Origin of the sequence: Halomonas sp. HK25, assembly GCF_047795635.1 — a bacterium.
GTDB lineage: Bacteria > Pseudomonadota > Gammaproteobacteria > Pseudomonadales > Halomonadaceae > Halomonas.
The window spans coordinates 1,500,297-1,523,370 of record NZ_CP181044.1; the positions used below are offsets into that span (position 1 = coordinate 1,500,297).

The following is a 23,074-nucleotide window of genomic DNA, read 5'->3' on the forward strand; positions in this document are numbered from 1 at the left end:
CTGGAGCCCTGTCATGATTGAACATCCCGCCGGCGAGCACGTCGCCTCCTGGTACGCCGCGACTGCCAACCCCGCCCCGGACCGCCCGGCGCTGGAGGGCGAGGTCGAGTGCGATGTCTGCGTGGTGGGGGCCGGCTTCACCGGCATCTCCGCGGCGCTGCACCTGGCCGAACGCGGCCTCTCGGTGGTGGTGCTGGAGGGCGCCCGAGTGGGCTTCGGCGCCTCCGGGCGCAACGGCGGCCAGATGGTCAACAGCTACAGCCGCGACATGGACGTGATCGAGACGAAATACGGCGCCGAGACCGCCCGCGCCCTCGGCGACATGGCCTTCGAGGGCGGCCGCATCATTCGCCGCCGCATCGAGCAGTACGCCATCGACTGCGACCTGCGCGACGGCAACCTCTTCGCCGCCTGCAACCCCCGGCAGCTCAAGGGCCTGCGCGAGCACCAGGCGCTGTGGGAGCGTTACGGCTACCGGGAGCTGGAGCTCCTGGAGGGCGAGGCGGTCAAGCGCGAGGTCGCCTCCGACCGCTACGTCGGCGCCCTGGTGGATCACGGCGGGGGGCATCTCCACCCCCTCAATCTGGTGCTGGGCCAGGCCGCCGCGGTCGAGTCCCTGGGCGGGCGCTTCTTCGAGCAGTCGGCGGTGGAGGAGGTGATCCACGGCGAGCCGGTGGTGCTGCGCACCGCCCGCGGCCGGGTCAAGGCCGAGCGGGTGGTGATGGCCGGCAATGCCTACCTGCGCGGGGTGCTGCCGGAGATCGAGGGCCGGTCGATGCCCTGCGGCACCCAGATCATCACCACCGAGCCGCTGGGCGAGGCGCGCGCTCACGCGCTGATTCCCCGCGGCAAGGCGGTGGAGGACTGCAACTACCTGCTCGACTACTACCGGCTGACCCGCGATCACCGCCTGCTCTTCGGCGGCGGGGTCAACTACGGCGGCGACGACCCGGCCGATATCACCGCGGTGATCCGCCCCAAGCTGCTGGCCACCTTCCCGGGGCTTGCCGACGTCAAGGTGGATCACGCTTGGAGCGGCACCTTTCTGATGACGCTCAACCGACTGCCGCAGTTCGGGGTGGTCAACGGCAACGTCTACTACGCCCAGGGCTACTCCGGCCACGGCGTCACCTGCACCCACCTGGCCGGCCGGCTGATCGCCGAGGTAATGCACGGCCAGGGCGAGCGCTTCGACGCCTTCGCCGGGCTTCCCCAGCTGCCGTTTCCGGGCGGGCGCCTGCTGCGGGTGCCGCTCTCCGCCCTGGGCGCCTGGTACTACGCCACCCGCGACAGGCTGGGCCTCTGAGCTCAGTAGAGGCCGACGGTATCGCCGTTGTCGTCGATATCCAGCCGGGTAGCGGCGGGTGAGGCATTGAGCCCGGGCAGGGTGAGGATATCCCCGGCCAGGGCGTAGACGAAGCCGGCGCCGGCAGAGAGGCGCACCTCGCGCACCGGCAGCCGCCAGCCCGTGGGGGCCCCGAGCCTGCTCGGATCCGACGACAGCGACAGGTGGGTCTTGGCGATGCACACCGGCAGCTCGCCGTGGCCCTGGCGTTGCCAGGCCTCCAGGCGTGCCCGGGCGGCCGGGGAAAAGTCGACCCCCTCGGCGCCGTAGAGTCGGGTGGCGATGCGCTCGATCTTCTCCGTCAGCGGCAGCGCGTCGGGGTAGAGGAAGTGGAAGCCATTGCCGGCGTCGTCGGCCTCATCGATCGCCTCCACTACCGCCTCGGCCAGGTGTCGGGCCCCCTCGCCGCCGTCCCGCACATGGGTGGCGACCACCGCCCTGACCCCCACCGACGCGCACAGCTGGCGGATGACCGCGACCTCGCTGGGATGGTCGCCGGGGAAGGCGTTGATCGCCACCACCGGGGTGATGCCGTGGGCGCGGATGTCGTCGATCTGCTTGAGCAGGTTGGCGCCGCCCTCATGCACCTCGTCGGGGTGCTCGGCGAGCAGGGAGGCGGGCAGCGACTGCCCGGGCGCCAGAGGATGGCGGCCGCTGTGATACTTCAGCGCCCGCACCGTGACCACCAGCACCGCGGCGTCCGGTACCAGGCCCGAGGCGCGGCACTTGATGTTGAAGAAGCGCTCGGCGCCCATGTCGGCGCCGAAGCCCGCCTCGGTGACCAGGAAGTCGCCACCATGCAGGCCGATGCGGTCGGCGACGATTGAGGAGTTGCCGTGGGCGATGTTGCCGAAGGGGCCGGCGTGGATCAGCGCCGGGGCGTGCTCAAGGGTCTGCAGCAGGTTGGGCTTGAACGCCTCCTTGAGCAGCACCGTCATGGCGCCGGCGGCACCGATCTGCTCGGCGGTGACCGCCTCGCCGTCGCGATCCAGGCCCACGATCAGCCGGCCCAGCCGTCGGCGCAGGTCGGCCAGGGAGTCGGCCAGGGCCAGCACCGCCATCACTTCGGAGGCGGCGGTGATCTCGAAGCCGCTCTGGCGGGGCATCCCGTCGCCGCGGCCGCCGAGCCCCACCACGATATGGCGCAGGGCGCGGTCGTTGAGGTCGATGACACGCGGCCAGCAGATCGACCGGGGATCCAGCTCGGGCTCGAGGCCGTGGTGCAGATGGTTGTCGACCAGGGCCGCCAGCAGGTTGTGGGCGGCGCCCACCGCGTGAATATCGCCGGTGAGGTGCAGGTTGATGCGCTCCATGGGCAGCACCTGGCTGTAGCCGCTGCCGGTGGCGCCGCCCTTGAGCCCCAGGGTGGGGCCCATGGAGGGCTGGCGCAGGGCCACGCAGGCGACGTGGCCCAGGCGCTGCAGGCCCTGGACCAGGCCGATGGCGGTGGTGGTCTTGCCCTCACCAGGGGGCGTGGGGGTGATCGCCGTGACCACCACGTAGCGTCCCCGCGGGTGGTCGGCCAGCGCCGAGAGGGCTACCGGGTCGAGCTTGGCGATGCCGCGCCCATAGGGTTCCACCGCCTCGCCGGGCAGCCCCAGGCGATGGGCGATCTCCTCGATGGGCCAGAGCCGGGCGGCGCGGGCGATGCCCAGATTGTCCAGCGGGGTCGAGGGGACCCGGTCAGTCGCGGGGGAGCGGGGTGCCATCGTGGTTCTCCTCGGGGCTGGTGATCGTGCCGGCGATTAGACTCAGTATCGCGCCGTGCGGTGGCCGAGTTTGCCTGCCGACGTCAGCGGCCTTGGTCGCAACGACACGCCGGCCCATCACGGACATGACACTGTCCGTCGCTCCGCGCTGTCAATAGGGAGGAAGGCGGCGTCGCCGCGCCGGGTCGGCTCGTCTACCCTGCCAGTAATCCCTGCCCGGGAAGGAGCCACGATGGCGTTCCACGGCATACCGGTCAATGGACACTACGATATCGGCTTCCTGCTGCTGTCGGGCTTCTCCCATCTCGCCTTCTCCTCGGCGCTGGAGCCCTTGCGCATGGCCAACCACCTGGCCGACCGACGGCTCTACACCTGGCATCTGGTCAGCCGCGACGGTGCCCCGGTGGTGGCCAGCAACGGCCTGGCCACGGCGGTGGATCAGGCCCTGGAGCCGATGCCGGCGCTGGACCTGCTGCTGGTCTGCGCCGGGGTGGAGGTCCAGCGCCACTGCGACCGCGGGACCCTCGCCTGGCTGCAGCGCCTGGCCGAGCGACGCATTCCCCTGGGGGCGGTGTGCACCGGCGGCTATGTGCTGGCCCAGGCGGGTCTGCTCGACGGCTATCGCTGTACCCTGCACTGGGAGCATTTCTCGAGCCTCCACGAGGCGCGGCGCTTCCCCGCGGTGACCTTCACCTCCCAGCTGTTCGTCATGGATCGCGACCGCTATACCAGCTCCGGCGGCATCGCCCCCCTGGATATGCTGCTCAACCTGATCGGCCGCCAGCAGGGGCTGGCGCTGGCCGAGGCGATCGCCGAGGAGTTTATCCACGAGCGGATCCGTGGGGTGAGCGATCGTCAGCGCAGCCCGCTGCGGGTGCGCCTGGGACACAGCCATCCCAAGCTGGAGGAGGTGGCGACCCTGATGGAGGCCAACCTCCAGGAGCCGCTGGCCATGGATGAACTGGCCCGCTACGCCGGCCTCTCACGCCGCCAGCTGGAGCGGCTCTTCCAGCGCTACGTGGGCAAGCCGCCGCTCAAGTACTACCTGGAGCTGCGCCTGGCCCGGGCCCGACTGCTGCTGCAGCAGACCCAACTACCGATCACCGAGGTGGCGCTGGCCTGCGGCTTCATTTCGCCGCCGCATTTCACCAAGTGTTACCACGACCACTACGGCCACTCGCCGAGCGGTGAACGCAAGGGGCGCCGCGCGCGCCAGGCCGAGGCGGCCGCCGCCGGCGTGCCGGTCGCCGGGGCCACACAAGGCAAGGCCCAGGGCGGCGAGGCGCCCTGAGCCACTTCGCCATTCAGCCGTGCGGGCGTTGGTTCTCGGGGTCGTAGAGGGCGCGATAGCCCACCGTGGCCACGCGCATCGGGTAGTGTTCGCCGAAGTACTCCATCAGCAGCTGGCGCCCCTCCTCGGCGTAGTCGGTGGGCAGGTAACCCAGAGCGATATTGCAGCCCAGGCTGGGCCCGTAGGCGATGCTGGTGACATAGGAGCGACGGCCGAGCGCATCCACCGGCACCTCGCCACTCTCCGGGTCGAGCAGTGGCGACTGACCCACCGGGAAGCGCGGCGTGCCCGCGGCGTCGTGGTTATCCTCCATCACCAGGGTGCAGAGGGTGGCCGGCTGCCGCTGGCGGCCGCGCTGCGCCAGGTAGGCGGCCTTGCCGTGGAAGTCGGCCTCCTTCACCTTCGGCCGGGCCAGGCCGGCCTCATAGAGGTTGTAGTCGGTGAGCAGATCGACATTCTGCAGGCGCAGGCTCTTCTCCAGGCGGCGGCTATTGGCGTAGGTCTCGATACCTACCGGGATCACCCCGGCCTCAAAGAGTCGATCCCAGAGCGCCAGGCCGTAGCTGAAGGGTACGTAGAGTTCCCAGCCCTGCTCGCCCACGTAGGAGATGCGAAAGGCCCACACCGGCAGGCCCTGCACGCGGATCTCACGGGCGCTGGCGAAGGGGGAGTTTGCCTCTTCCAGCGCTTCGGGGTCGTCGGCAAGCCGCTGCAGGGTGCGCCGGGCGTTGGGCCCCCAGAGCCCCAGGGTGGCCAGGCCGTCGGTGCGATCCTCCAAGTGCCAGCGGGTCAGGGCGAACGTCTCGGCGCGACGGGTGATCCACATCAGGTCGCGGTGGCCGGTATCGCCGCCACAGATCACCCGCCAGGCATCCACGCCCAGGCGCACGATGGTCAGGTCCGAGTGGACGCCGCCGACGGCGTCCAGGAAGTGGGTGTAGACCCCCTTGCCGACGGGCGTGTCGCCGCCCACCCTGGCCACCGAGAGCCGCTCCAGCAAAGCCTCGGCGTCTGGTCCCGAGATATCGTAGATGGCGAAGTGGGAGAGGTTGATCATGCCCACGTGGTCGCAGAGCGCCAGCTGTTCGGCATTGGATACCCGCCAGAAGTGGCGGGCGTCCCACTCGTTGTGGCGCTCGGGCACCCGTTCGAGGTAGTGCGCCAGCCGCGCCTCGTTGGCGGCATAGCCGTGGGCGCGTTCCCAGCCCGCCGCCTCCATGAAGTAGCCGCCGAGCTCCTTTTCTCGCGGCCAGAAGGGACCGCGGCGCAGGTCGCGGCCGCTTTCGAAGGGCTCGCGGGGATGCACCGGTGGGTCGTAGATCTTCTGCGCGATCTCCCGGCAGCGGCCGAACGCGTGGTGGGGCGTCTTCTGCACCGGGTAGAAGCGGGCGATGTCGATGCCGCTGGGGTCGAGCTCGGGGCGCCCGTGGGTCAGCCAGTCCGCCAGCACCTTGCCCATGCCCGGGCCGTCCTTGACCCACACCGCCTCACAGCACCACAGGCCACGGGTCTCCGGCGCCTCGCCGACCAGGGAGCCACCGTCGGAGGTGACCGACAGCAGGCCGTTGAAGGAGTGCTTCTCGTCCCAACCCAGTTCACCGAGCACGGGGGTGAGCTCGATGGCCCGCTCGAAGGCCTCGGCCACCTGGTCGGCCTCCAGGTCGCGCATGGAGGGGGAGAGGCGGGCCCGGTCCCGGGAGAGGATGTCGTGGGGATGGACCAGGCGCGGCTGGGTGGGCTCGTAGTAGCCCCATTCCAGCAGGCCACCCTCGGTAGAGCGCGGATCGCCGGTGTCACGCATATAGGCCGAGTTGCCCTGGTCGCGCAGCAGCGGGTAGCCGATCTCCTGGCCGCTGCCGGCGAAGGTGTCGAAGGGGCCGAAGAACATCAGCGGATGCTCGACCGGCATCAGCGGCAGCGCCACCCCGGCCGTGGCCGCGGGGATCGACCCCCAGATGCCCGCGGTGAGAATCACCACGGGGGTGGCGATATAGCCCTTTGGCGTCTCTACGCCGCACACACGGCCCGCCTGGACATCGATGCGAAGCGCCGGCGTGTCGGCGAACACCCGCAGATGGCCGCCCTCCACGGCGCGCTCGACCAGCACCCCGGCGACCCGCTGGGAGCGTGGCACGACCAGGCCGGCGTCGGGGTCCCACATCCCGCCCAGGATCAGCTCTCGATTGAGCAGCGGGAAGCGCTCCACCGCCTCGTCGGCGTCGATCATGCGGACATGGGTGCCGAAGGCCTTGCCGGAGGCGACCTTCCGCTGGAGCTCCGCGAGCCGCGCCTCGTCGCCGACCCGGGCGATCTCCAGGCCGCCGACCCGGTGATAGTGGCCCAGGGCCTCGTAGAAGCGGCGGCTGTAGGTGGTGGTGTAGCACGCCATGCGGTCGTGGGAGGTCATATAGCAGAAGTCCGAGGCGTGGGCCGTGGAACCGACATCGGTGGGGATGGCGGCGGTATCGAGACCGACTAGGTCGGTCCAGCCCTGCTCGATCAGGTGATGGGCCACCGAGGCGCCGACGATGCCGCCCTGGCCGATGATCACCGCGTCCGCCTGCTGGGGAAGGGTCGCCATGCTTGCCTCCTGGGTGCTCTGGTCTGCGGGGGTCTGCGGGCCGTCGAGTTCAGGATAGGCAGGGGGCCCGGGACTCGCTGTCCCGCGGCGACGTCCTCTTGCGTCTGGGCGACAGTCTCGTGGGACCGGTGTCGCCGGCACCAAAGTGGCTGACGTCCACAGCGAGACGGCGGGGCGGTGACAGCACTAGCTTCCAGATAGAGGCGGCCCGCGGCGCCGCTTCCTGATCCGCTCAGCGTCGAGGAGACAGGCCATGTCCCAGGTACTAGAGAGCATCAAGCAAATCCAGGCGGCACCGGAGATACTGCTCTACCCGCGCATCCGCAAGTCACCCTTCTTCTACGCCTCACGGCGGCACGGGGTGCGCAAGTACAGCGTCTACAACCACCATTACCACCCACGGCTCTATACCGATCCGGTGGATGAGTACTGGGCCCTGGTGCAGGGCGTCACCCTCTGGGATGTGGGGGTGGAGCGCCAGATCGAGATCGGCGGACCCGACGCCTTCGCCTTCGTCCAGCGGCTGGTACCCCGCGATATGCGCCAGTGCCAGGTGGGGCAGTGCAAGTACGTCTTCGTCACCGCCCCGGACGGCGGCATCCTCAACGATCCGGTACTGCTGCGCATCGAGGAGAACCGCTTCTGGCTGTCGCTGGCCGACAGCGACATCCTGCTGTGGTGTCGTGGCCTCGCGGTCAACGCCGGCCTGGACGTGACCCTCCAGGAGGTGGACGTGGCGCCGGTGCAGGTCCAGGGGCCCAGGGCCAAGGCGGTGATGGTGGACCTGTTCGGCGAGGCGGTGCTGGGGATCCCCTATTACCACCTGATGGAGGCGCAGCTCGACGGCATGTCGGTGGTGATCTCGCGTACCGGCTACTCCGGCGAGATCGGCTACGAGATCTACCTGCGCGACGCCAGCCGGCATGGCGAGGCGCTCTGGCAGCGGGTCTTCGAGGCCGGCCGGCCCCACGGCATGCAGGTGATCGGCCCCTGCCATATCCGCCGCATCGAGGGCGGCATCCTCGCCTTCGGCTGCGACATCTGGTACGACACCAACCCCTTCGAGGTGGGCATGGGCTACGACTGGATGGTCGACCTGCGCGGCGACGACGACTTCATTGGCCGTGCCGCCCTGGAGCGGATCAAGGCCGAGGGGGTATCGCGCCAGCTGGTGGGGGTGGAGATCGACGGCCCCAGCGTCGGCTACTTCACCGACGGCTCGATGATCGACGTCTTCCCGGTCCATGCCCCGGACGGCGCGCGGATCGGCCAGGTGACCTCGGCCACCCGCTCGCCGCGCCAGGAGCGCAACATCGGCTACGCCATGGTGCCCATCGAGTACGCCGTGCTGGGCATGCCGCTGCGCATCGAGGCCAATACCGGGATGCAGGACGCCGTGGTGGTGGAGAAGCCCTTCCATGACCCGAGCAAGGCGATTCCCAAGGGGTGACGGCGGCGGGCTTCCGGGTGGTGCCGCATCTCGCCGCCCGCCTGGTGCGCGACCGCCCTCATCTGATCGGGCTGCTGGAGCGCCTGGCGGCGCTGGGCGTGGAGGACGCCTTCGTGGTGGGCGGCGATCCCCGGGGCTATCCCCACCCTGTCGCTCGCTGGAGACAGCGGGTCAGATAATGGGGAAGCCGCGCCGGCGACGCCCGGTGGGCGGCGTTGGCGCCTATAATGGCGGCATCGCGGTGGCGCAGGAGGCCCCGCCGCGACCCTCATCGTCACCATCACCGAACCACCGAGTCATCCTCGCCCGGAGCCATGCGAGTTTCAGCGACGGGCGCCCGGGCGCCCGCAAGGAGGAGAGCTATGAGTAAGTCGATCATCGTGGGATCCAGCCTGGCCGTGCTGGGGCTGGGCGGTATGGCCTTCGGCGCCTGGCAGGTCCAGCAGGATCGTACCCCCGAGCCGCAGTTTGCCGAGATCATCGGCGTGAATGCGGCGACCCGCAGTGTGGAGCGTCCGCGTGAGGTCTGCGAGGACGTGGCGCGCGTGGTGAGCGAGGAGGTGCCGGTCGAGGTCCCCGTTCAGGTGCCCGTCACTCAGGCCGCGCCCTCCGGACCCGGGGCCAGCCAGGATCCCCATCGCATCGTGGGTACCGCGGCTGGGGCCATCGTGGGCGGCCTGCTGGGCAACCAGGTGGGCGGCGGCAGTGGCAAGAAGCTGGCCACCGTGGCCGGCGCCATCGGCGGCGGCCTGGCCGGCCGCGAGGCGCAGAACCGCGTCGAGGCTCGTCAGCATGCCCAGGCGGGGGCTCAGGTTCAGTACGAGACCCGCTACGAGACGCGCTATGAGACCCAGTCGCGGACCGTGACCGAGCGGGAGTGTCAGACGGTCATGGAGAGCCATGACGAGCACCTCGGCTACGACGTCACCTATCGCATCGACGGCGAGGAACTGACCCGGCGAATGGACAGCCCCCCCCAGGCCGAGCGTCTCCCGGTGGTGGAGGGCGAGGTGCAGTGGCAGGCGGCGCTGCAGGAGGCCGAGTCGGAGAGAGAGGGCTGAGCGACCCTCCGGCGACCGCCCACCAACGCCCCCGTTCCCCCCCCCCCCCGGGTCCGGGGGCGTTGGTGCTTCTGTGCCCGTCGCATTACCCGCTCTATCGAGAGATCAAGCCCCGGGAGGGGCCAGCGCTCAGACGTGGCGCAGGTACCAGTCGTACTCGAGTCGGCTCACCGCCTGCAGGGCGTGGGCGCGCTCGGCGCGGCGGTTGGCCAGGTAGACGTGGAGGAAGTCGTGCCCCAGGGCCTCGCCCAGGACCGCGTCGGCCTCCAGCAGGTCGAGGGCCTGCTGCCAGCTGTTGGTGAGGCTGGGGGCCGTCTGGACGTAGGCGTTGCCGACGCTGGGCGACGGTGGTTCGAGGGCATCGCTGAGGCCGTGGTGGAGGGCGGCCAGCAGGGCGGCCAGCAGCAGGTAGGGGTTGGCGTCGGCGCCGGCCACGCGGTGCTCGATGCGCCGGGCGGCCCGCGCCCCGGCGGGAATGCGCAGCGCCACCGAGCGGTTGTCGAAGCCCCAGGTGGGGGCCATGGGCACGTAGAGGCCCGGCTGGTAGCGTCGGAAGGCATTGAGGTTGGGCGCGCAGATCGCCATGGAGGCGGGCATCAGGGCCAGCAGGCCGGCCACCGCCTGGCGCAGCCGCGGGCTGCTCAGGGGGTCGTCACCCGCCTCGCTGAAGACGTTGTGGCCGCTTTCATCCAGCAGACTGATATGCACGTGCATGCCGTTGCCCGCCTCCTGGCCATAGGGCTTGGCCATGAAGGTGGCCTCGAAGCCGTGGCGCAGGGCGATCCCCTTGATCAGCCGCTTGAGCTGCACCGCGTGGTCGCAGGCCGCGAGCGCGTCGTCACAGTGGATCAGGTTGATCTCGAACTGCCCCGGGGCACACTCCTTGAGGGCGGTATCCAGGGGTAGCCCCTGGACCCGGGCGGCGGCCTGTACCTCGTCGAGGAAGTCGGCGTACTCGTCGAGCTCCAGCATGGAGTAGAGCTGGCTCTGGTTGGCGCGCTCGCCGCTGACCGGCGAGCAGGGCGGCTGGATCAGGCCGACGGCGTTGCGCTCGCGATCCACCAGGTAGAACTCCAGCTCCAGCGCGACCACCGGGGTCAGCCCCAGTGCGGTCAGGCGCCCCAGCACCCGTGCCAGCAGCTGGCGGGGGTCGGCGAAGAAGGGCGTGCCGTCGAACTCCTCCATGGTCATCAGCAGCTGGGCCTGGTGGCCCCGGGAGACCCAGGGCACCGGCTTGAGGCTGCCGGGAATCGGCCGGCAGAGGCGGTCGCCATCGCCGCTGTCCAGGCCCAGCCCGGTCGCTTCGATGGTGTGGCCGTTGATGTCCAGGGCGAAGACGGAGGCGGGCAGGGCGATGCCGCTGGTGTAGGCCTTGGTCAGGCTGTCCCGGGGGATGCGCTTGCCGCGCATCACGCCGTTGAGATCGCTGATCAGCAGGTCGACGCTGTTGATCTCCGGGTGGGCGTCGAGAAAGGCCCGGACATCGTCGGGAGCAGGCATGAGCGCACCTCTGGCGTTGTTTGTGATCATTGTGGCTCCTATCCTTGTTGGGGTGCCCAGTGTTGTCAAATAATTTACGTGTAGGCGGGATTTCCCGGCTTGGAAAGCCTTTTCCAGGTAGCTATGGTGATTAAAACATAACACTGGGCAGGCTTCTGAGGAGGAGAGGCGCGATGAAGAGCCCCCTGACGGCCTTAGCATCCTGACTTCTGGAGATCTCCCATGCATACCCGTGACTACCAGGCCCTGGACCGTGCCCACTACCTGCACCCCTTCACCGATTTCAAGGCGCTGGGCGAGGAGGGTAGCCGTATCATCGAGCGCGCCGAGGGGGTCTATATTCACGACTCAGACGGCAACCGCATCCTCGATGGCATGGCGGGGCTATGGTGCGTCAACCTCGGCTACGGCCGCGAGGAGCTGGTGGCGGCCGCTACCGAGCAGATGCGCGAGCTGCCCTACTACAACAGCTTCTTCAAGACCGCCCACCCGCCGGCGGTCAGGCTGGCCGAGACGCTGTGCCGCCTGGCGCCCGCCCATATCAACCACGTCTTCTTCACCGGCTCCGGCTCCGAGGCCAACGACACCGTGCTGCGCATGGTACGCCGCTACTGGGCGCTGAAGGGCCAGCCCGACAAGCAGTGGGTGATCAGCCGGGAGAACGCCTACCACGGCTCCACTGTGGCCGGCATGAGCCTCGGCGGCATGGCCCCCATGCACGCCCAGGGCGGCCCCCCGGTGCCGAAGATCGCCCATGTGCGCCAGCCCTATTGGTTTCAGGAAGGGCGGTTTCAAGAGGGGCGCTCGGGTGACGGAGAAAGACAGGACCCCGACGCCTTCGGCCGCGAGTGCGCCGCGGCCCTCGAGGCGAAGATCCTTGAGCTCGGCGAGGAGCAGGTGGCGGCCTTTATCGCCGAGCCGGTGCAGGGCGCCGGGGGCGCCATCATCCCGCCGGCGAGCTACTGGCCGGCGGTGAAGGCGGTGCTCGCCAAGTACGACATCCTGCTGGTGGTGGACGAGGTGATCTGCGGCTTCGGGCGACTGGGCGAGTGGTTCGGCAGCGACCACTATGACCTGGCGCCCGACCTGATGCCCATCGCCAAGGGGCTCTCCTCGGGCTATCTGCCCATCGGCGGGGTGCTGGTGGGGGACCGGGTCGCCGAGACCCTGATCGAGGAGGGCGGTGAGTTCTTCCACGGCTTCACCTACTCGGGCCATCCGGTATGCGCCGCGGTGGCGCTGAAGAACCTCGAGCTGCTTCAGGCCGAAGGGGTGGTGGCACGGGTGCGCGAGGAGCTCGGCCCCTACCTGGCCAGCCGCTGGAAGGCGCTCGAGGCGCACCCGCTGGTGGGGGAGGCGCGCTCGCTGGGGCTGATCGGCGCCCTGGAATTGGTCGACCCCGCCAGCGGCGAACGCTTCGACGCGTCCCGGGGCGTGGGCACCCTGTGCCGCGATCTCTGCTTCGCCGGTGGCCTGGTGATGCGCTCGGTGGGTGATACCATGATCATTTCGCCGCCGCTGGTGATCTCCCGTGAGGAGATCGACGAGCTGATAGCGAAGGCGCGCACGGCGCTGGACGATACCCTGGCCCGGCTGGCCGATTCGATAACCGACCATCAGGAGGAGAGCCACGCATGAGCCGCTCCCACCCCCCGAAGACCCATGCCGACTGGCAGGCCCTGGCCGCCTCCCTGACGTTCGAGAAAGGTCTCGAGACCCGCGCCTTCGTCGACGATGCGTTCGTCGATGCGGTCAGCGGCGAGACCTTCACCACCACCAACCCCGCCACCGGCGAGGCCCTGGCCGAGGTGGCCAGCTGCGACGCCGCCGATGCCGAGCTGGCCGTGGGCCATGCCCGGGCGGCCTTCGATGGCGGCGAGTGGTCGCGCCTGGCCCCGGGCAGGCGCAAGAAGGTGCTGCTGCGCCTGGCCGACCTGCTGGAGGCCCACAAGCACGAGCTGGCGCTGCTCGACACCCTGGACATGGGCAAGCCGGTGGCAAGCTCGCTGGGCGACATGGCCGGTGCCATCGCCTGCTTTCGCTACCAGGCGGAGTGCATCGACAAGCTCTACGGCGAGGTGGCCCCCACCGGGGAGGAGGCCTTGGCGCTGGTGCTGCGCGAGCCGCTGGGCGTGGTGGCCTCCATCGTGCCCTGGAACTTCCCGCTGATGATGACCGCCTGGAAGATCGCCCCGGCGCTGGCCGCGGGCAACAGCGTGATCCTCAAGCCCTCCGAGAAGTCGCCGCTGTCGGCGCTGCGCCTGGCCGAGTTGGCCAGGGAAGCGGGGCTGCCCCGCGGGGTCTTCCAGGTGCTGCCGGGCTTCGGCCACACCGTGGGCAAGGCGCTCGCCCTCTCCATGCAGGTCGACTGCCTGGCCTTCACCGGCTCCACCGCCACCGGCAAGCAGCTGATGCAGTATGCCGGCCAGTCCAATCTCAAGCGGGTCTACCTGGAGTGCGGCGGGAAGTCGCCCAATATCGTCTTCACCGACTGCAAGGACCTGGACCGGGTGGCCAAGCATGCCGCCGCGGCGATCTTCCACAACCAGGGGGAGGTGTGCATCGCGGGCTCCCGGCTGTTGGTGGAGAACCCGATCCGCGAGGCCTTCATCGACAAGGTGGTGGCGGCGGCCGAGCGTATGCAGCCCGGCGACCCGTTGGACCCGGACAGCTTCATGGGGGCCATCGTCGACGAGGCGCAGTATCGACGCATCCTGGACTATATCGAGAAGGGCCGTGAGGAGGGCGCCCGGCTGCGTGTCGGCGGCGAGCCCCTCGAGGGGCCGGGCTACTTCATTCCGCCCACGGTGTTCGACGCCGTGACGCCCGAGATGGCCATCGGCCGGGAGGAGATCTTCGGCCCGGTGCTCTCGGTGTTCGGCTTCGACAGCGAGGAGCAGGCGGTGGCCATGGCCAACGACAGCGTCTACGGCCTGGCCGCGGGCCTGTGGAGCCAGGACATCGATCGCATCATGCGGGTCACTCGGCGGCTCCACTCCGGCCAGGTGTTCGTCAACAACTGGGCCGGCGGCGACCAGACCATGCCCTTCGGCGGGGTCAAGCAGTCCGGCAACGGGCGCGACAAGTCTCACCACTCCCTGGAGGAGTACTCGACGCTCAAGAGCGTCTGGATGTCGCTCTCGACCTGAAGGCTTTTGTCAGATCTGACATGAAAGGCCGGCGCCAGAGGCGCCGGCCTTGTTGCATTTATGTACGTTGAAAAATATTTGTATAGCTATTGCATCGCTTTTTGACGGCGAGGCGAGTAGCCTGACAGGACATTCCCCGACAGGAGCCAGGCCCATGTTCGGACTCTTCAAATCAGACCCGACGAAGAAGCTGCAGAAGGAATACGAGCGCAAGCTGGAGCAGGCGATGCACGCCGCCCGCAACGGCGACATGCGCGCCAACGCCTCGCTCACCGAGGAGGCGGAGGCGTTGCGCGCCGAGATCGAGAAGCTCAAGAAGGAGTGACGCCGTGTGGCTTCAGAACGCCCGAGCGGGAGTGGCGCAGCTGACCAGCCGGCAGGGCTCGCTGCCGGGGTTGCGGAAGCGGTGGGGTACGTTGGTCTCGAAGTAGTAGGCCTCGCCGGGGCCCAGCAGACGGCTATCGGCACCGATGGTGATCTCGATCTTGCCCTCGAGCACCACACCGGCCTCCTCGCCCTGGTGGGTGATCATCTCGCGGCCGGTATCGGCTCCGGGTGGATAGGTTTCCACCATGAAGGCCAGCGCCCGATCGCGGCGATCGGCGCCCACCAGCTTGTAGATGACATCGCCGCTGCCCACGTCGGCCAGGTCCTCGGCCGAGTAAAACACCCGGCGCCCGTTCTCCAGGTCCAGGGTGAAGAAGTCCCCGACGCTCATCGGGATGGCGTCGAGGATCTTCTTCAGCGAGCTGACCGAGGGGCTGACCTTGCCCTGTTCGATCAGCGACAGGCTGGAGTGGGTGACGCCACAGCGCTTGGCCAGCTCCCGCTGGGAGATGCCGCGCAGCGTGCGCAGGGCGCGCAGTCGCTCGCCCACGTCATCGGCCATGGTGCCTCCTGGGTCTTCAGCACAGGGCGTCGAGCTTCTGCTTGAGCAGCGCATTGACCTGCTGCGGGTTGGCGGTGCCGCGCGAGGCCTTCATCGCCTGGCCCACGAAGTAGCCGATCATCTTGCCGCGCTTGTCGGGCTCGGCATCGCGGTACTGGGCCACCTGGGCGGGGCTGTCGGCGATTACCTGATCGATCATCGCCTCGATGGCGCCGGTGTCGGTGACCTGCTTGAGCCCCTTGGTCTCGATCACCTCGTCGGCGGACTGCCCCTGGCTATTCCACAGCGCCTGGAACACCTGCTTGGCGGCCTTGCCGTTGATGGTGTCGTCCATCACCCGGGCGACCAGCTCGCCGAGCTGGCGCGCCGAGATCGGGCTGTCGGAGATCGGCAGCCCCTCGCGGTTGAGCGCCCCGGCGAGCTCGCCCATCACCCAGTTGGCGGCCGACTTGGCGTCGCCGCAGGTGTCCTTGACCTCTTCGAAGAACTCTGCCATCTCGCGGGTCGCGGAGAGCACCCCGGCGTCATAGGCGGAGAGTCCCAGCGCCGTCTGGAAGCGGGCGCGCTTCTCGTCGGGCAGCTCCGGCAGGGCCTCGCGCAGGTGGTCGAGGTAGGCCCGGTCGAGCACCAGCGGCAGCAGGTCGGGGCAGGGGAAGTAGCGGTAGTCGTTGGCCTCCTCCTTGGTACGCATGCTGCGGGTCTCGTCGCGCTCGGGATCGAAGAGACGGGTCTCCTGGACCACCTTGCCGCCGTCCTCGAGCAGCTCGATCTGGCGCTCCACCTCGAAGGCGATGGCGCGCTCGACGAAGCGGAAGGAGTTGACGTTCTTGACCTCGGCGCGGGTACCGTACTCGGCCTGGCCCACCGGGCGCACCGAGACGTTGACGTCGCAACGCATGGAGCCCTCGGCCATGTTGCCGTCACTGATACCGAGATACGTCACGATGGAGTGAATGGCCTTGAGGTAGGCGGCGGCCTCCTTGGCACTGCGCATGTCAGGCTCGGAGACGATCTCCAGCAGCGGCGTGCCGGCCCGGTTGAGGTCGATGCCGGTCATGCCGTGGAAGTCCTCATGCAGCGACTTGCCGGCGTCTTCCTCGAGATGCGCATGGTGCACCCGGATGCGCCGGGTGGTGCCGTCATCCAGGGTGATCTCCACCTCACCGGCGCCGACGATGGGGTGGTACATCTGGCTGGTCTGGTAGCCCTTGGGCAGGTCCGGATAGAAGTAGTTCTTGCGGTCGAACACCGAGACCTCGGGGATCTCGGCATGGATCGCGAGGCCGAACTGCACGGCCATGGCCACCGCCTGCTCGTTGAGCACCGGCAGCACCCCGGGCAGTCCCAGATCCACGGCGCAGGCCTGGGTGTTGGGGGCGGCGCCGAAGGCGGTGGAGGCACCGGAGAAGATCTTCGACTTGGTGGCCAGCTGGACGTGCACCTCCAGCCCGATCACGGTTTCCCATTGCATCAGGTGGTCTCCTCGGCAAGTGCGGGACGGCGCAGGTGCCAGTCGGTGGCCTGCTGGAACTGGTGGGCGACGTTGAGCAGTCGCGCCTCGGCGAAGTGGGTGCCGAGTATCTGGAGGCCCACGGGGCGCTTGCCCACGAACCCCGCCGGCACACTGATGCCGGGGATGCCGGCCAGGTTCACCGCGATGGTGTAGATGTCCTGCAGGTACATGGAGACCGGATCCTTCTTCGCACCCAGGTCGAAGGCCGGGGTGGGGGAGGCCGGGCCCATCAGCACGTCGACCTCTTCGAAGGCATCGAGGAAGTCCTGACGGATCAGCCGTCGCACCTGCTGGGCCTTGGTGTAGTAGGCGTCGAAGAAGCCCTCGGAGAGGGTGTGGGTGCCGATCAGGATGCGCCGCTTGACCTCCTCGCCGAAGCCCTCGGCGCGGGAGCGCGCGTAGAGGTCGACCAGGTCGGAGGGGGCCTGGCAGCGGTGGCCGAAGCGCACGCCGTCATAGCGCGACAGGTTCGAGGAGGCCTCCGCCGGGGCGATGACGTAGTAGGCCGGGATCGCGTAGTGGGTGTGGGGCAGGCTCACCTCGCGCACCGTGGCGCCGAGCGACTCGTAGACCTTGACCGCCTCGCGCACCGCGGCGTCTACCGCAGGGTCGAGGCCGTCGCCGAAGTACTCCCTGGGCAGGCCGATCTTCAGGCCCGAGAGTGGGGCGGCGAGCTCCTCGGTGTAGTCCGGCACGCCGCGGGCCACGCAGGTGGAGTCCCTCGGATCGGGGCCGGCGATGGCATTCAGCAGCAGGGCGCAGTCCTCGGCGGTGCGCGCCATGGGGCCGGCCTGGTCGAGGCTGGAGGCGTAGGCGATGATGCCGTAGCGCGACACCCGGCCGTAGGTGGGCTTGAGGCCGGTGATGCCGCAGAAGGCGGCCGGCTGGCGGATCGAGCCGCCGGTGTCGGTGCCGAGTGCCGCGGGGACGAGACCCGCGGCTACCGCGGCGGCGCTGCCGCCGGAGGAGCCGCCGGGCACCGCACCGGCCTCCCAGGGGTTCTTCACCGCGCCGAAGGCGCTGTTCTCGTTGGAGGAGCCCATGGCGAACTCGTCCATGTTGGTCTTGCCGAGGCTCACCGTGCCGGCGGCCTTGAGCTTTTCCACCACGGTGGCGTCGTAGGGGGAGACGAAGTTGGCCAGCATCTTCGAGCCGGCGGTGGTCAGCACCCCCTCGGTGCAGAACAGGTCCTTGATGGCCAGCGGCAAGCCGGTCAGTGGGCCGGCCTGGCCCTTCGCCCGGGCGGCATCGGCGGCGTTGGCGGCGGTGAGGGCCTGCTGCGGGGTCACCGTGATAAAGCTGTTGATCTCGCCGTCGAGGCGCGCGATGCGGGCGAGCTGGTGTTCGGTCAGCTCGCGGCTGGTGAACTCGCCGGCCGTGAGGGCGGCGGCCAGTTCGCTCAGTGTCTTGTCATGCATGGGCCGGGGGCTCCGTCAGGAAGGCTTATTCGACCACGCGGGGGACCAGGTAGAGGCCCTGTTCCACCGCGGGGGCGCAGCGCTGGAAGCGGTCGCGCTGGTCGGACTCGGTCACCTCGTCGGCGCGCAGCCGCTGGGTGGCGTCGAGGGGATGGGCCAGGGGGGCGACGCCCTCGGTGTCCAGGGACTGGAGCTGGTCGACCATCTCCAGGATGCGGCCGAGGTCGTCCAGGTAGTGGGCGGCGTCCTCGTCGCTCAGGCCAAGCCGGGCGAGGTGCGCGGCCCTGAGCACGTCAGCGTGTTCAAGCGCCATGGTTCGGATGTCCTCGAAGGGAAAACAGGCCGCAAAAGGTACCACATGCGGCGACTCGCGGGCAGGCCCGCGATACCGCGACCCGCAGGCAGGCCCGCGAGATGCAGGGCTCACGGGCTCTGCTTGCTGCTGGGGGGCCGCGGTGATACCGTTTGCATCCGCACAGGGTTCCCGGACTGCACTAGGTAACGACTTCCATGTTCAAACGCTTGAGGGGGCTGTTCTCCAGCGATCTGTCGATCGATCTGGGAACCGCCAATACGCTGATTTACGTGCGCGGTCGTGGCATCGTGCTCGATGAACCATCGGTCGTGGCCATCCGCCAGTCGGGCAACATGCGCAGCGTTGCCGCCGTGGGTTCCGATGCCAAGCGCATGCTGGGCCGCACGCCGGGTAATATCACCGCCATCCGCCCGATGAAGGACGGCGTCATTGCCGACTTTACCGTCACCGAGCAGATGCTTCAGCACTTCATCCGCAAGGTCCATCAGAGCACCTTCCTCACCCCGAGTCCGCGGGTGCTGGTCTGTGTGCCCTGCATGTCGACCCAGGTGGAGCGGCGCGCCATCAAGGAGTCCGCCGAGGGCGCCGGCGCCCGTGAGGTGTTCCTGATCGAGGAGCCCATGGCGGCCGCCATCGGCGCCGGTTTGCCGGTGGATGAGGCCCAGGGCTCCATGGTGGTGGATATCGGCGGCGGGACCAGCGAGATTGCCATCATCTCCCTCAACGGCATCGTCTACTCCGAGTCGATCCGCGTCGGCGGCGACCGCTTCGACGAGGCGATCATCGCCTACGTGCGTCGCCACTACGGCAGCCTGATCGGGGAGGCCACCGCCGAACGCATCAAGGAGGAGATCGGCTGTGCCTACCCGGGCGGTGAGCTGCGCGAGATCGACGTGCGCGGCCGCAACCTGGCCGAGGGCATTCCGCGCAGCTTCACGCTCAACTCCCACGAGATCCTCGATGCCCTGCAGGAGACCCTGGCCTCCATCGTCACCGCGGTGAAGAATGCCCTGGAACAGTCCCCGCCGGAGCTCGCCTCGGATATCGCCGAGCGCGGCCTGGTGCTGACCGGTGGCGGTGCCCTGCTGCGCGACCTGGACAAGCTGATCGCCGAGGAGACCGGCCTGCCGGTGATCGTCGCCGAGGATCCGCTGACGTGCGTGGCCCGCGGAGGCGGCAAGGCCCTGGAGATGATCGACCAGCATACCTTCGAGCTGCTCTCCAGCGACTGACCCGGGGCTGACTTTAGGGGAAAACGCCTATCAAGCCGCTGTTCTCCCACGGATCGCTGCCCGGCTATCGTTTCTTCCTGTGCGTGCTGGTGGCGTCGGCGCTGATGTTCGTCGATACGCGCTTCACGCGCATGGAGGACGTGCGTGCCCAGCTCTCTACCCTGGTCGCGCCCATCCAGTGGGCGGTGAGCCTGCCCAGCAATGTCCTTACCTGGGGGTCGCTGGCGCTCTCCGACCAGCGCGCGCTGCTCGAGGAAAACCGCCGGCTGCGCGAGCAGATTCTGACCCTCTCCCACCGCGTCCAGCACATGGCCAGCCTGACCGCCGAGAATGTGCGTCTGCGCGAGTTGCTTTCTGCGTCGGACCAGAACGAGGTGCCCTTCATCACCGCCGAGCTGCTCTCCCTGGACCCGGACCCCTTCGCTCACCAGATGGTGATCGATCGCGGTCGGCGCAACGGCGTCTATGTGGGCCAGCCGGTGATGGATGCCTCCGGGCTGGTGGGGCAGGTGACGGCGGTATCGGCCTACACCAGCCGGGTGCTGATGGTGGCCGACGCCAGTCATGCGCTGCCGGTTCAGGTCAACCGCAACGGCCTGCGCTTCATCGTTCAGGGCAGCGGCCACTACGATGCGCTCACGGTGCTGCATGTGCCCGACACTGCCGATATCCGCGAGGGCGACCTGCTGATCACCTCGGGGCTGGCCGGGCGGTTCCCGCCGGGCTACCCGGTGGCGCGGGTCTCCGAGGTGGTGCATGACCCTGGCCAGCCCTTCGCCCGGGTCAATGCGACACCGGTGGCCCAGTTGCAGCGCTCGCGCCACTTCCTGTTGCTCTTTCCGCCGCCCGCCCCGGCGGCCGATGATGAGGCCTGGGCGCTGGAACTCTCCGCCGACGCCGTGGAGGCCGCCCGGGCGGTGATCGGTCTCGACGCCGACGCGGAGGCACGCTGATGGCCGCACCGTCTTCCGCCAACCTGGCCCTGCCGTGGATCTGGCTGTCGCTGCTGCTGGCGCTCTGCCTGCAGGTGATGCCGCTGGCCGACGGCTGGCAGATCTGGCGCCCCGACTGGCTGGGCCTGATGCTGATCTACTGGTGCATGAAGGCGCCGCACCGGGTGGGCGTCTTCCACGGCTTCGCGCTCGGCATCCTGCTCGACTTGATCGAGGGCGCCGCCCTGGGGCAGAACGCCCTGATCTTCTCCCTGCTGGCCTTCCTCTGCGCGCTGGTCTATCCGCGCTTCAGGGCCTACTCCCTGGTCCAGCAGGCGGTGCTGATCCTGGTGCTGCTGGGCACCGTGCAGCTGGCCGAGCAGTGGCTGCGCACTCTGCTCGGACCCTTCTCCATCCATCTCTCCTTCCTGCTGCCGTCGCTGATCGGCGCCGTGCTCTGGCCGTGGCTCGCCACGCTGTTCGAGGCCCTGGGGCGGCGCCTGGCCCGCGACTGATCCGGAGCCGCCACCATGCACAACCCCGACACACTCGACGCCTCCCGCCCCGCGCTCTGCCTGGCCAGCGCCTCGCCGCGCCGCCGCGATCTGCTGGCCGCCATCGGCGTGACGGTGACGGTCTGCCCGGTGGATATCGACGAGACGCCCCGAACCGGCGAGTCGGCTTGCGCCTACGTGACCCGGCTGGCCCGGGAGAAGGCGCTGGCCGGTGCGCGCCTCGCCACGCTACCGACCCTGGGCGCTGATACCGCGGTGGTCTGCGACGGCGAGATCCTCGGCAAGCCGGAGGGGCCCGAGCACGCTGCGAACATGCTGCGAGGCCTCGCCGGTCGCACCCACGAGGTGCTGACCGCGGTGGCGGTGAGCGGCCCCGCGGGCGTACATGAGGCCTGTGTCGCCACCCGGGTGACGATGCGTGCGATCACCGACGACGAGATCAGTGCTTACTGGGCCAGCGGCGAGCCCGCCGACAAGGCCGGGGGCTACGCCATCCAGGGGCTGGCGGCGGTGTTCATCGAGCGCATCGAGGGCAGCCATTCGGCGGTGGTGGGGCTGCCGCTGTTCGAGACCGCCGCGCTGCTGCGTCGCCAGGGAGTGGCGCTATGGGGTGGCGGGCTCGCGTGAGCCCATGCCTGTCATCAACGCCTTGAGCGGATGACACTATGTCATAATGCCCGCAAAGCATTCTGGACAAGGATTTCCGCATGAGCGGCGAAGTACTGATCAATCTGACGCCGATGGAGACCCGCGTCGCCGTGGTGGAAAACGGCGTGCTGCAGGAGGCCTTCATCGAGCGCAGCCGCCGACGTGGCATCGTCGGCAATATCTACAAGGGCAAGGTGGTGCGGGTGTTGCCCGGTATGCAGGCGGCGTTTGTCGATATCGGCCTGGACCGCGCCGCCTTCATCCACGCCCACGAGGTGATGCCCCCCGGCACGCCGGCCGAGGACCAGCTCTCCATCGGCCATCTGCTCCACGAGGGGCAGGCGCTGGTGGTGCAGGTCACCAAGGACCCCATCGGCTCCAAGGGAGCTCGGCTTACTACCCACCTCTCGGTGCCGTCGCGCTACCTGGTCTACATGCCCGATGCGCCCCATCACGGGGTCTCCCAGCGCATCGAGGACGACCGCGAGCGCGAGCGGTTGCGCGGGTTGATCGAGGAGGCCCAGGCCGGGCAGAGCCTGGAGGTGGTCGGCGGCTTCATCGTACGTACCGCCGCCGAAGGGGTGGGGCTGGAGGAGCTGTCGGCCGATATGCACTTCCTGCTGCGCCTGTGGCGCAAGGTCAGCGAACGCAAGATCACCGCCGGGGCCCCCAGCGTCATCTATGACGACCTGCCGCTGTTCATGCGGATCCTGCGCGACGTGATGCGTGATGACATCGAGAAGGTGCGCATCGACTCCCGGGAGAACCATTTCAAGCTGATCGAGTTCGCCGAGGAGTTCATGCCCGACGCCGTGGAGCGCATCGAGCACTACGCCGGCGAGCGGCCGATCTTCGACCTGTTCAGCGTCGAGGACGAGATTCAGAAGGCCCTGGGCCGCAAGGTCCAGCTCAAGTCCGGCGGCTATCTGGTGATCGATCCCACCGAGGCGATGACCACCATCGATGTCAACACCGGCGGCTATGTGGGGCACCGCAACCTCGAGGAGACCATCTTCAAGACCAATCTCGAGGCCGCCACCGCCATCGCCCGCCAGCTCAGGCTGCGCAACCTGGGGGGCATCATCATCATCGACTTCATCGACATGGAGGACACCGAGCACCAGCGCCAGGTACTGCGCATGCTCGAGAAGTCGCTGGAGCGCGACCACGCCAAGACCAAGTGCACCGGCGTCACCGAGCTGGGCCTCGTCCAGCTGACCCGCAAGCGCACCCGGGAGAGCCTGGAACAGACCCTCTGCGAGGCCTGTCCTACCTGTGGGGGACGTGGCACGCTCAAGACCCCCGAGACCGTCTGCTACGAGATCTTCCGCGAGATCCTCCGCGAGGAGCGCGCCTACAGCGCCGAGACCTACATGGTGCTGGCGGACCAGGCGGTGGTGGATCGCCTGCTCGACGAGGAGTCCGCCGCGGTGGCCGATCTGGAAGAGTTCATCGGCAAGCCGATCCGCTTCCAGGTGGAGACCCACTACTCCCAGGAGCAGTACGACATCGTGCTGATGTGAGC

20 protein-coding genes are annotated in these 23,074 nt (G+C 68.9%); 13 read left to right on the plus strand and 7 right to left on the minus strand.

Annotated features, from left to right (window positions below; genetic code table 11):
• Window positions 1–13 precede the first annotated feature (13 nt).
• Entirely contained in the window at window positions 14–1,306 is a 1,293-nt protein-coding gene (locus ACM26W_RS07200; protein ID WP_416140147.1) for an NAD(P)/FAD-dependent oxidoreductase, read from the plus strand.
• A 2-nt stretch (window positions 1,307–1,308) separates the two neighbouring features.
• On the opposite strand, the gene ACM26W_RS07205 is transcribed toward ACM26W_RS07200, so the two are convergent.
• Window positions 1,309–3,054: a formate--tetrahydrofolate ligase gene (locus ACM26W_RS07205; RefSeq protein ID WP_416140148.1), complete on the minus strand. Its 1,746-nt coding sequence runs from the start codon at window positions 3,052–3,054 to the stop codon at window positions 1,309–1,311.
• Between the two features lie 232 nt (window positions 3,055–3,286).
• Between ACM26W_RS07205 and ACM26W_RS07210 the strand changes: the two genes are divergently transcribed.
• Window positions 3,287–4,345 carry a GlxA family transcriptional regulator gene (locus ACM26W_RS07210; protein ID WP_416140149.1) on the plus strand — a complete coding sequence of 353 codons (1,059 nt, stop codon included), beginning with the start codon at window positions 3,287–3,289 and terminating at the stop codon, window positions 4,343–4,345.
• Between the two features lie 13 nt (window positions 4,346–4,358).
• Here ACM26W_RS07210 and ACM26W_RS07215 read toward each other — a convergent pair whose 3' ends face one another.
• Window positions 4,359–6,926, minus strand: coding sequence for a GcvT family protein (locus tag ACM26W_RS07215; protein ID WP_416140150.1), 2,568 nt, complete (start codon window positions 6,924–6,926; stop codon window positions 4,359–4,361).
• Window positions 6,927–7,179: 253 nt separating this feature from the next.
• Between ACM26W_RS07215 and ACM26W_RS07220 the strand changes: the two genes are divergently transcribed.
• The 3 genes from ACM26W_RS07220 (at window position 7,180) to ACM26W_RS07230 (ending at window position 9,437) form a co-directional block, all read left to right on the plus strand.
• Window positions 7,180–8,376, plus strand: coding sequence for a glycine cleavage T C-terminal barrel domain-containing protein (locus tag ACM26W_RS07220; protein WP_416140151.1), 1,197 nt, complete (start codon window positions 7,180–7,182; stop codon window positions 8,374–8,376).
• On the plus strand, window positions 8,373–8,555 hold the full coding sequence (locus ACM26W_RS07225; protein ID WP_416140152.1) for a hypothetical protein: 183 nt from the start codon (window positions 8,373–8,375) through the stop codon (window positions 8,553–8,555). The genes ACM26W_RS07220 and ACM26W_RS07225 overlap by 4 nt, the downstream gene beginning before the upstream one ends.
• A gap of 183 nt (window positions 8,556–8,738) precedes the next feature.
• Window positions 8,739–9,437, plus strand: coding sequence for a glycine zipper 2TM domain-containing protein (locus tag ACM26W_RS07230; RefSeq protein WP_416140153.1), 699 nt, complete (start codon window positions 8,739–8,741; stop codon window positions 9,435–9,437).
• 129 nt (window positions 9,438–9,566) lie between these two features.
• Here the strand turns inward: ACM26W_RS07230 and ACM26W_RS07235 are convergent, their stop codons facing one another.
• On the minus strand, window positions 9,567–10,937 hold the full coding sequence (locus ACM26W_RS07235; RefSeq protein ID WP_416140154.1) for a glutamine synthetase family protein: 1,371 nt from the start codon (window positions 10,935–10,937) through the stop codon (window positions 9,567–9,569).
• 222 nt (window positions 10,938–11,159) lie between these two features.
• On the opposite strand from ACM26W_RS07235, the gene ACM26W_RS07240 reads away from it, so the two are divergent.
• From ACM26W_RS07240 to ACM26W_RS07250, 3 genes are all read left to right on the plus strand, one after another.
• Complete coding sequence (locus ACM26W_RS07240) at window positions 11,160–12,575, plus strand: aspartate aminotransferase family protein (protein ID WP_416140155.1); 1,416 nt, start codon at window positions 11,160–11,162, stop codon at window positions 12,573–12,575.
• Entirely contained in the window at window positions 12,572–14,086 is a 1,515-nt protein-coding gene (locus tag ACM26W_RS07245; RefSeq protein WP_416140156.1) for an aldehyde dehydrogenase, read from the plus strand. Before ACM26W_RS07240 ends, ACM26W_RS07245 begins: the two co-directional genes overlap by 4 nt.
• A gap of 154 nt (window positions 14,087–14,240) precedes the next feature.
• The gene (locus tag ACM26W_RS07250) at window positions 14,241–14,411 is read left to right on the plus strand and encodes a DUF6435 family protein (RefSeq protein WP_416140157.1); all 171 of its coding nucleotides are present in this window, start codon (window positions 14,241–14,243) and stop codon (window positions 14,409–14,411) included.
• A 12-nt stretch (window positions 14,412–14,423) separates the two neighbouring features.
• Here ACM26W_RS07250 and ACM26W_RS07255 read toward each other — a convergent pair whose 3' ends face one another.
• From ACM26W_RS07255 to gatC, 4 genes are read right to left on the minus strand one after another with little or no spacing between them, the layout of a single operon-like run.
• The gene (locus ACM26W_RS07255) at window positions 14,424–14,975 is read right to left on the minus strand and encodes a cupin domain-containing protein (RefSeq protein WP_416140158.1); all 552 of its coding nucleotides are present in this window, start codon (window positions 14,973–14,975) and stop codon (window positions 14,424–14,426) included.
• Between the two features lie 16 nt (window positions 14,976–14,991).
• Entirely contained in the window at window positions 14,992–16,446 is a 1,455-nt protein-coding gene (gene gatB / locus ACM26W_RS07260; protein ID WP_416140159.1) for an Asp-tRNA(Asn)/Glu-tRNA(Gln) amidotransferase subunit GatB, read from the minus strand.
• Window positions 16,446–17,906 carry an Asp-tRNA(Asn)/Glu-tRNA(Gln) amidotransferase subunit GatA gene (gene gatA, locus ACM26W_RS07265; RefSeq protein WP_416140160.1) on the minus strand — a complete coding sequence of 487 codons (1,461 nt, stop codon included), beginning with the start codon at window positions 17,904–17,906 and terminating at the stop codon, window positions 16,446–16,448. Before gatA ends, gatB begins: the two co-directional genes overlap by 1 nt.
• 25 nt (window positions 17,907–17,931) lie before the next feature.
• A complete protein-coding gene (gene gatC / locus ACM26W_RS07270; RefSeq protein WP_416140161.1) occupies window positions 17,932–18,219 on the minus strand; it encodes an Asp-tRNA(Asn)/Glu-tRNA(Gln) amidotransferase subunit GatC in 288 nt (95 codons plus the stop codon).
• A 197-nt stretch (window positions 18,220–18,416) separates the two neighbouring features.
• Between gatC and ACM26W_RS07275 the strand changes: the two genes are divergently transcribed.
• The 5 genes from ACM26W_RS07275 (at window position 18,417) to rng (ending at window position 23,072) form a co-directional block, all read left to right on the plus strand.
• Window positions 18,417–19,454: a rod shape-determining protein gene (locus ACM26W_RS07275; protein WP_416140162.1), complete on the plus strand. Its 1,038-nt coding sequence runs from the start codon at window positions 18,417–18,419 to the stop codon at window positions 19,452–19,454.
• A 104-nt stretch (window positions 19,455–19,558) separates the two neighbouring features.
• Window positions 19,559–20,407, plus strand: coding sequence for a rod shape-determining protein MreC (gene mreC / locus ACM26W_RS07280; RefSeq protein WP_416140163.1), 849 nt, complete (start codon window positions 19,559–19,561; stop codon window positions 20,405–20,407).
• On the plus strand, window positions 20,407–20,901 hold the full coding sequence (gene mreD / locus ACM26W_RS07285) for a rod shape-determining protein MreD (RefSeq protein ID WP_416140164.1): 495 nt from the start codon (window positions 20,407–20,409) through the stop codon (window positions 20,899–20,901). The genes mreC and mreD overlap by 1 nt, the downstream gene beginning before the upstream one ends.
• Window positions 20,902–20,916: 15 nt before the next feature.
• Window positions 20,917–21,528: a Maf family protein gene (locus ACM26W_RS07290; RefSeq protein WP_416140165.1), complete on the plus strand. Its 612-nt coding sequence runs from the start codon at window positions 20,917–20,919 to the stop codon at window positions 21,526–21,528.
• Between the two features lie 80 nt (window positions 21,529–21,608).
• A complete protein-coding gene (rng, locus tag ACM26W_RS07295) occupies window positions 21,609–23,072 on the plus strand; it encodes a ribonuclease G (protein ID WP_416140166.1) in 1,464 nt (487 codons plus the stop codon).
• The last annotated feature ends 2 nt before the right edge of the window (window positions 23,073–23,074 follow it).

Bases quoted from the DNA above. Each gene is read 5' to 3' on its own strand.
- mreD (WP_416140164.1), top strand. From the start codon at position 20,407: ATGGCCGCACCGTCTTCCGCCAACCTGGCCCTGCCGTGGATCTGGCTG.
- ACM26W_RS07200 (WP_416140147.1), top strand. From the start codon at position 14: ATGATTGAACATCCCGCCGGCGAGCACGTCGCCTCCTGGTACGCCGCG.
- ACM26W_RS07215 (WP_416140150.1), bottom strand. From the start codon at position 6,926: ATGGCGACCCTTCCCCAGCAGGCGGACGCGGTGATCATCGGCCAGGGC.
- ACM26W_RS07255 (WP_416140158.1), bottom strand. From the start codon at position 14,975: ATGGCCGATGACGTGGGCGAGCGACTGCGCGCCCTGCGCACGCTGCGC.
- rng (WP_416140166.1), top strand. From the start codon at position 21,609: ATGAGCGGCGAAGTACTGATCAATCTGACGCCGATGGAGACCCGCGTC.
- ACM26W_RS07205 (WP_416140148.1), bottom strand. From the start codon at position 3,054: ATGGCACCCCGCTCCCCCGCGACTGACCGGGTCCCCTCGACCCCGCTG.
- ACM26W_RS07220 (WP_416140151.1), top strand. From the start codon at position 7,180: ATGTCCCAGGTACTAGAGAGCATCAAGCAAATCCAGGCGGCACCGGAG.
- ACM26W_RS07230 (WP_416140153.1), top strand. From the start codon at position 8,739: ATGAGTAAGTCGATCATCGTGGGATCCAGCCTGGCCGTGCTGGGGCTG.
- gatA (WP_416140160.1), bottom strand. From the start codon at position 17,906: ATGCATGACAAGACACTGAGCGAACTGGCCGCCGCCCTCACGGCCGGC.
- gatB (WP_416140159.1), bottom strand. From the start codon at position 16,446: ATGCAATGGGAAACCGTGATCGGGCTGGAGGTGCACGTCCAGCTGGCC.
- ACM26W_RS07245 (WP_416140156.1), top strand. From the start codon at position 12,572: ATGAGCCGCTCCCACCCCCCGAAGACCCATGCCGACTGGCAGGCCCTG.
- ACM26W_RS07275 (WP_416140162.1), top strand. From the start codon at position 18,417: ATGTTCAAACGCTTGAGGGGGCTGTTCTCCAGCGATCTGTCGATCGAT.
- ACM26W_RS07235 (WP_416140154.1), bottom strand. From the start codon at position 10,937: ATGCCTGCTCCCGACGATGTCCGGGCCTTTCTCGACGCCCACCCGGAG.
- ACM26W_RS07290 (WP_416140165.1), top strand. From the start codon at position 20,917: ATGCACAACCCCGACACACTCGACGCCTCCCGCCCCGCGCTCTGCCTG.
- mreC (WP_416140163.1), top strand. From the start codon at position 19,559: ATGTTCGTCGATACGCGCTTCACGCGCATGGAGGACGTGCGTGCCCAG.
- ACM26W_RS07210 (WP_416140149.1), top strand. From the start codon at position 3,287: ATGGCGTTCCACGGCATACCGGTCAATGGACACTACGATATCGGCTTC.
- gatC (WP_416140161.1), bottom strand. From the start codon at position 18,219: ATGGCGCTTGAACACGCTGACGTGCTCAGGGCCGCGCACCTCGCCCGG.
- ACM26W_RS07240 (WP_416140155.1), top strand. From the start codon at position 11,160: ATGCATACCCGTGACTACCAGGCCCTGGACCGTGCCCACTACCTGCAC.
- ACM26W_RS07250 (WP_416140157.1), top strand. From the start codon at position 14,241: ATGTTCGGACTCTTCAAATCAGACCCGACGAAGAAGCTGCAGAAGGAA.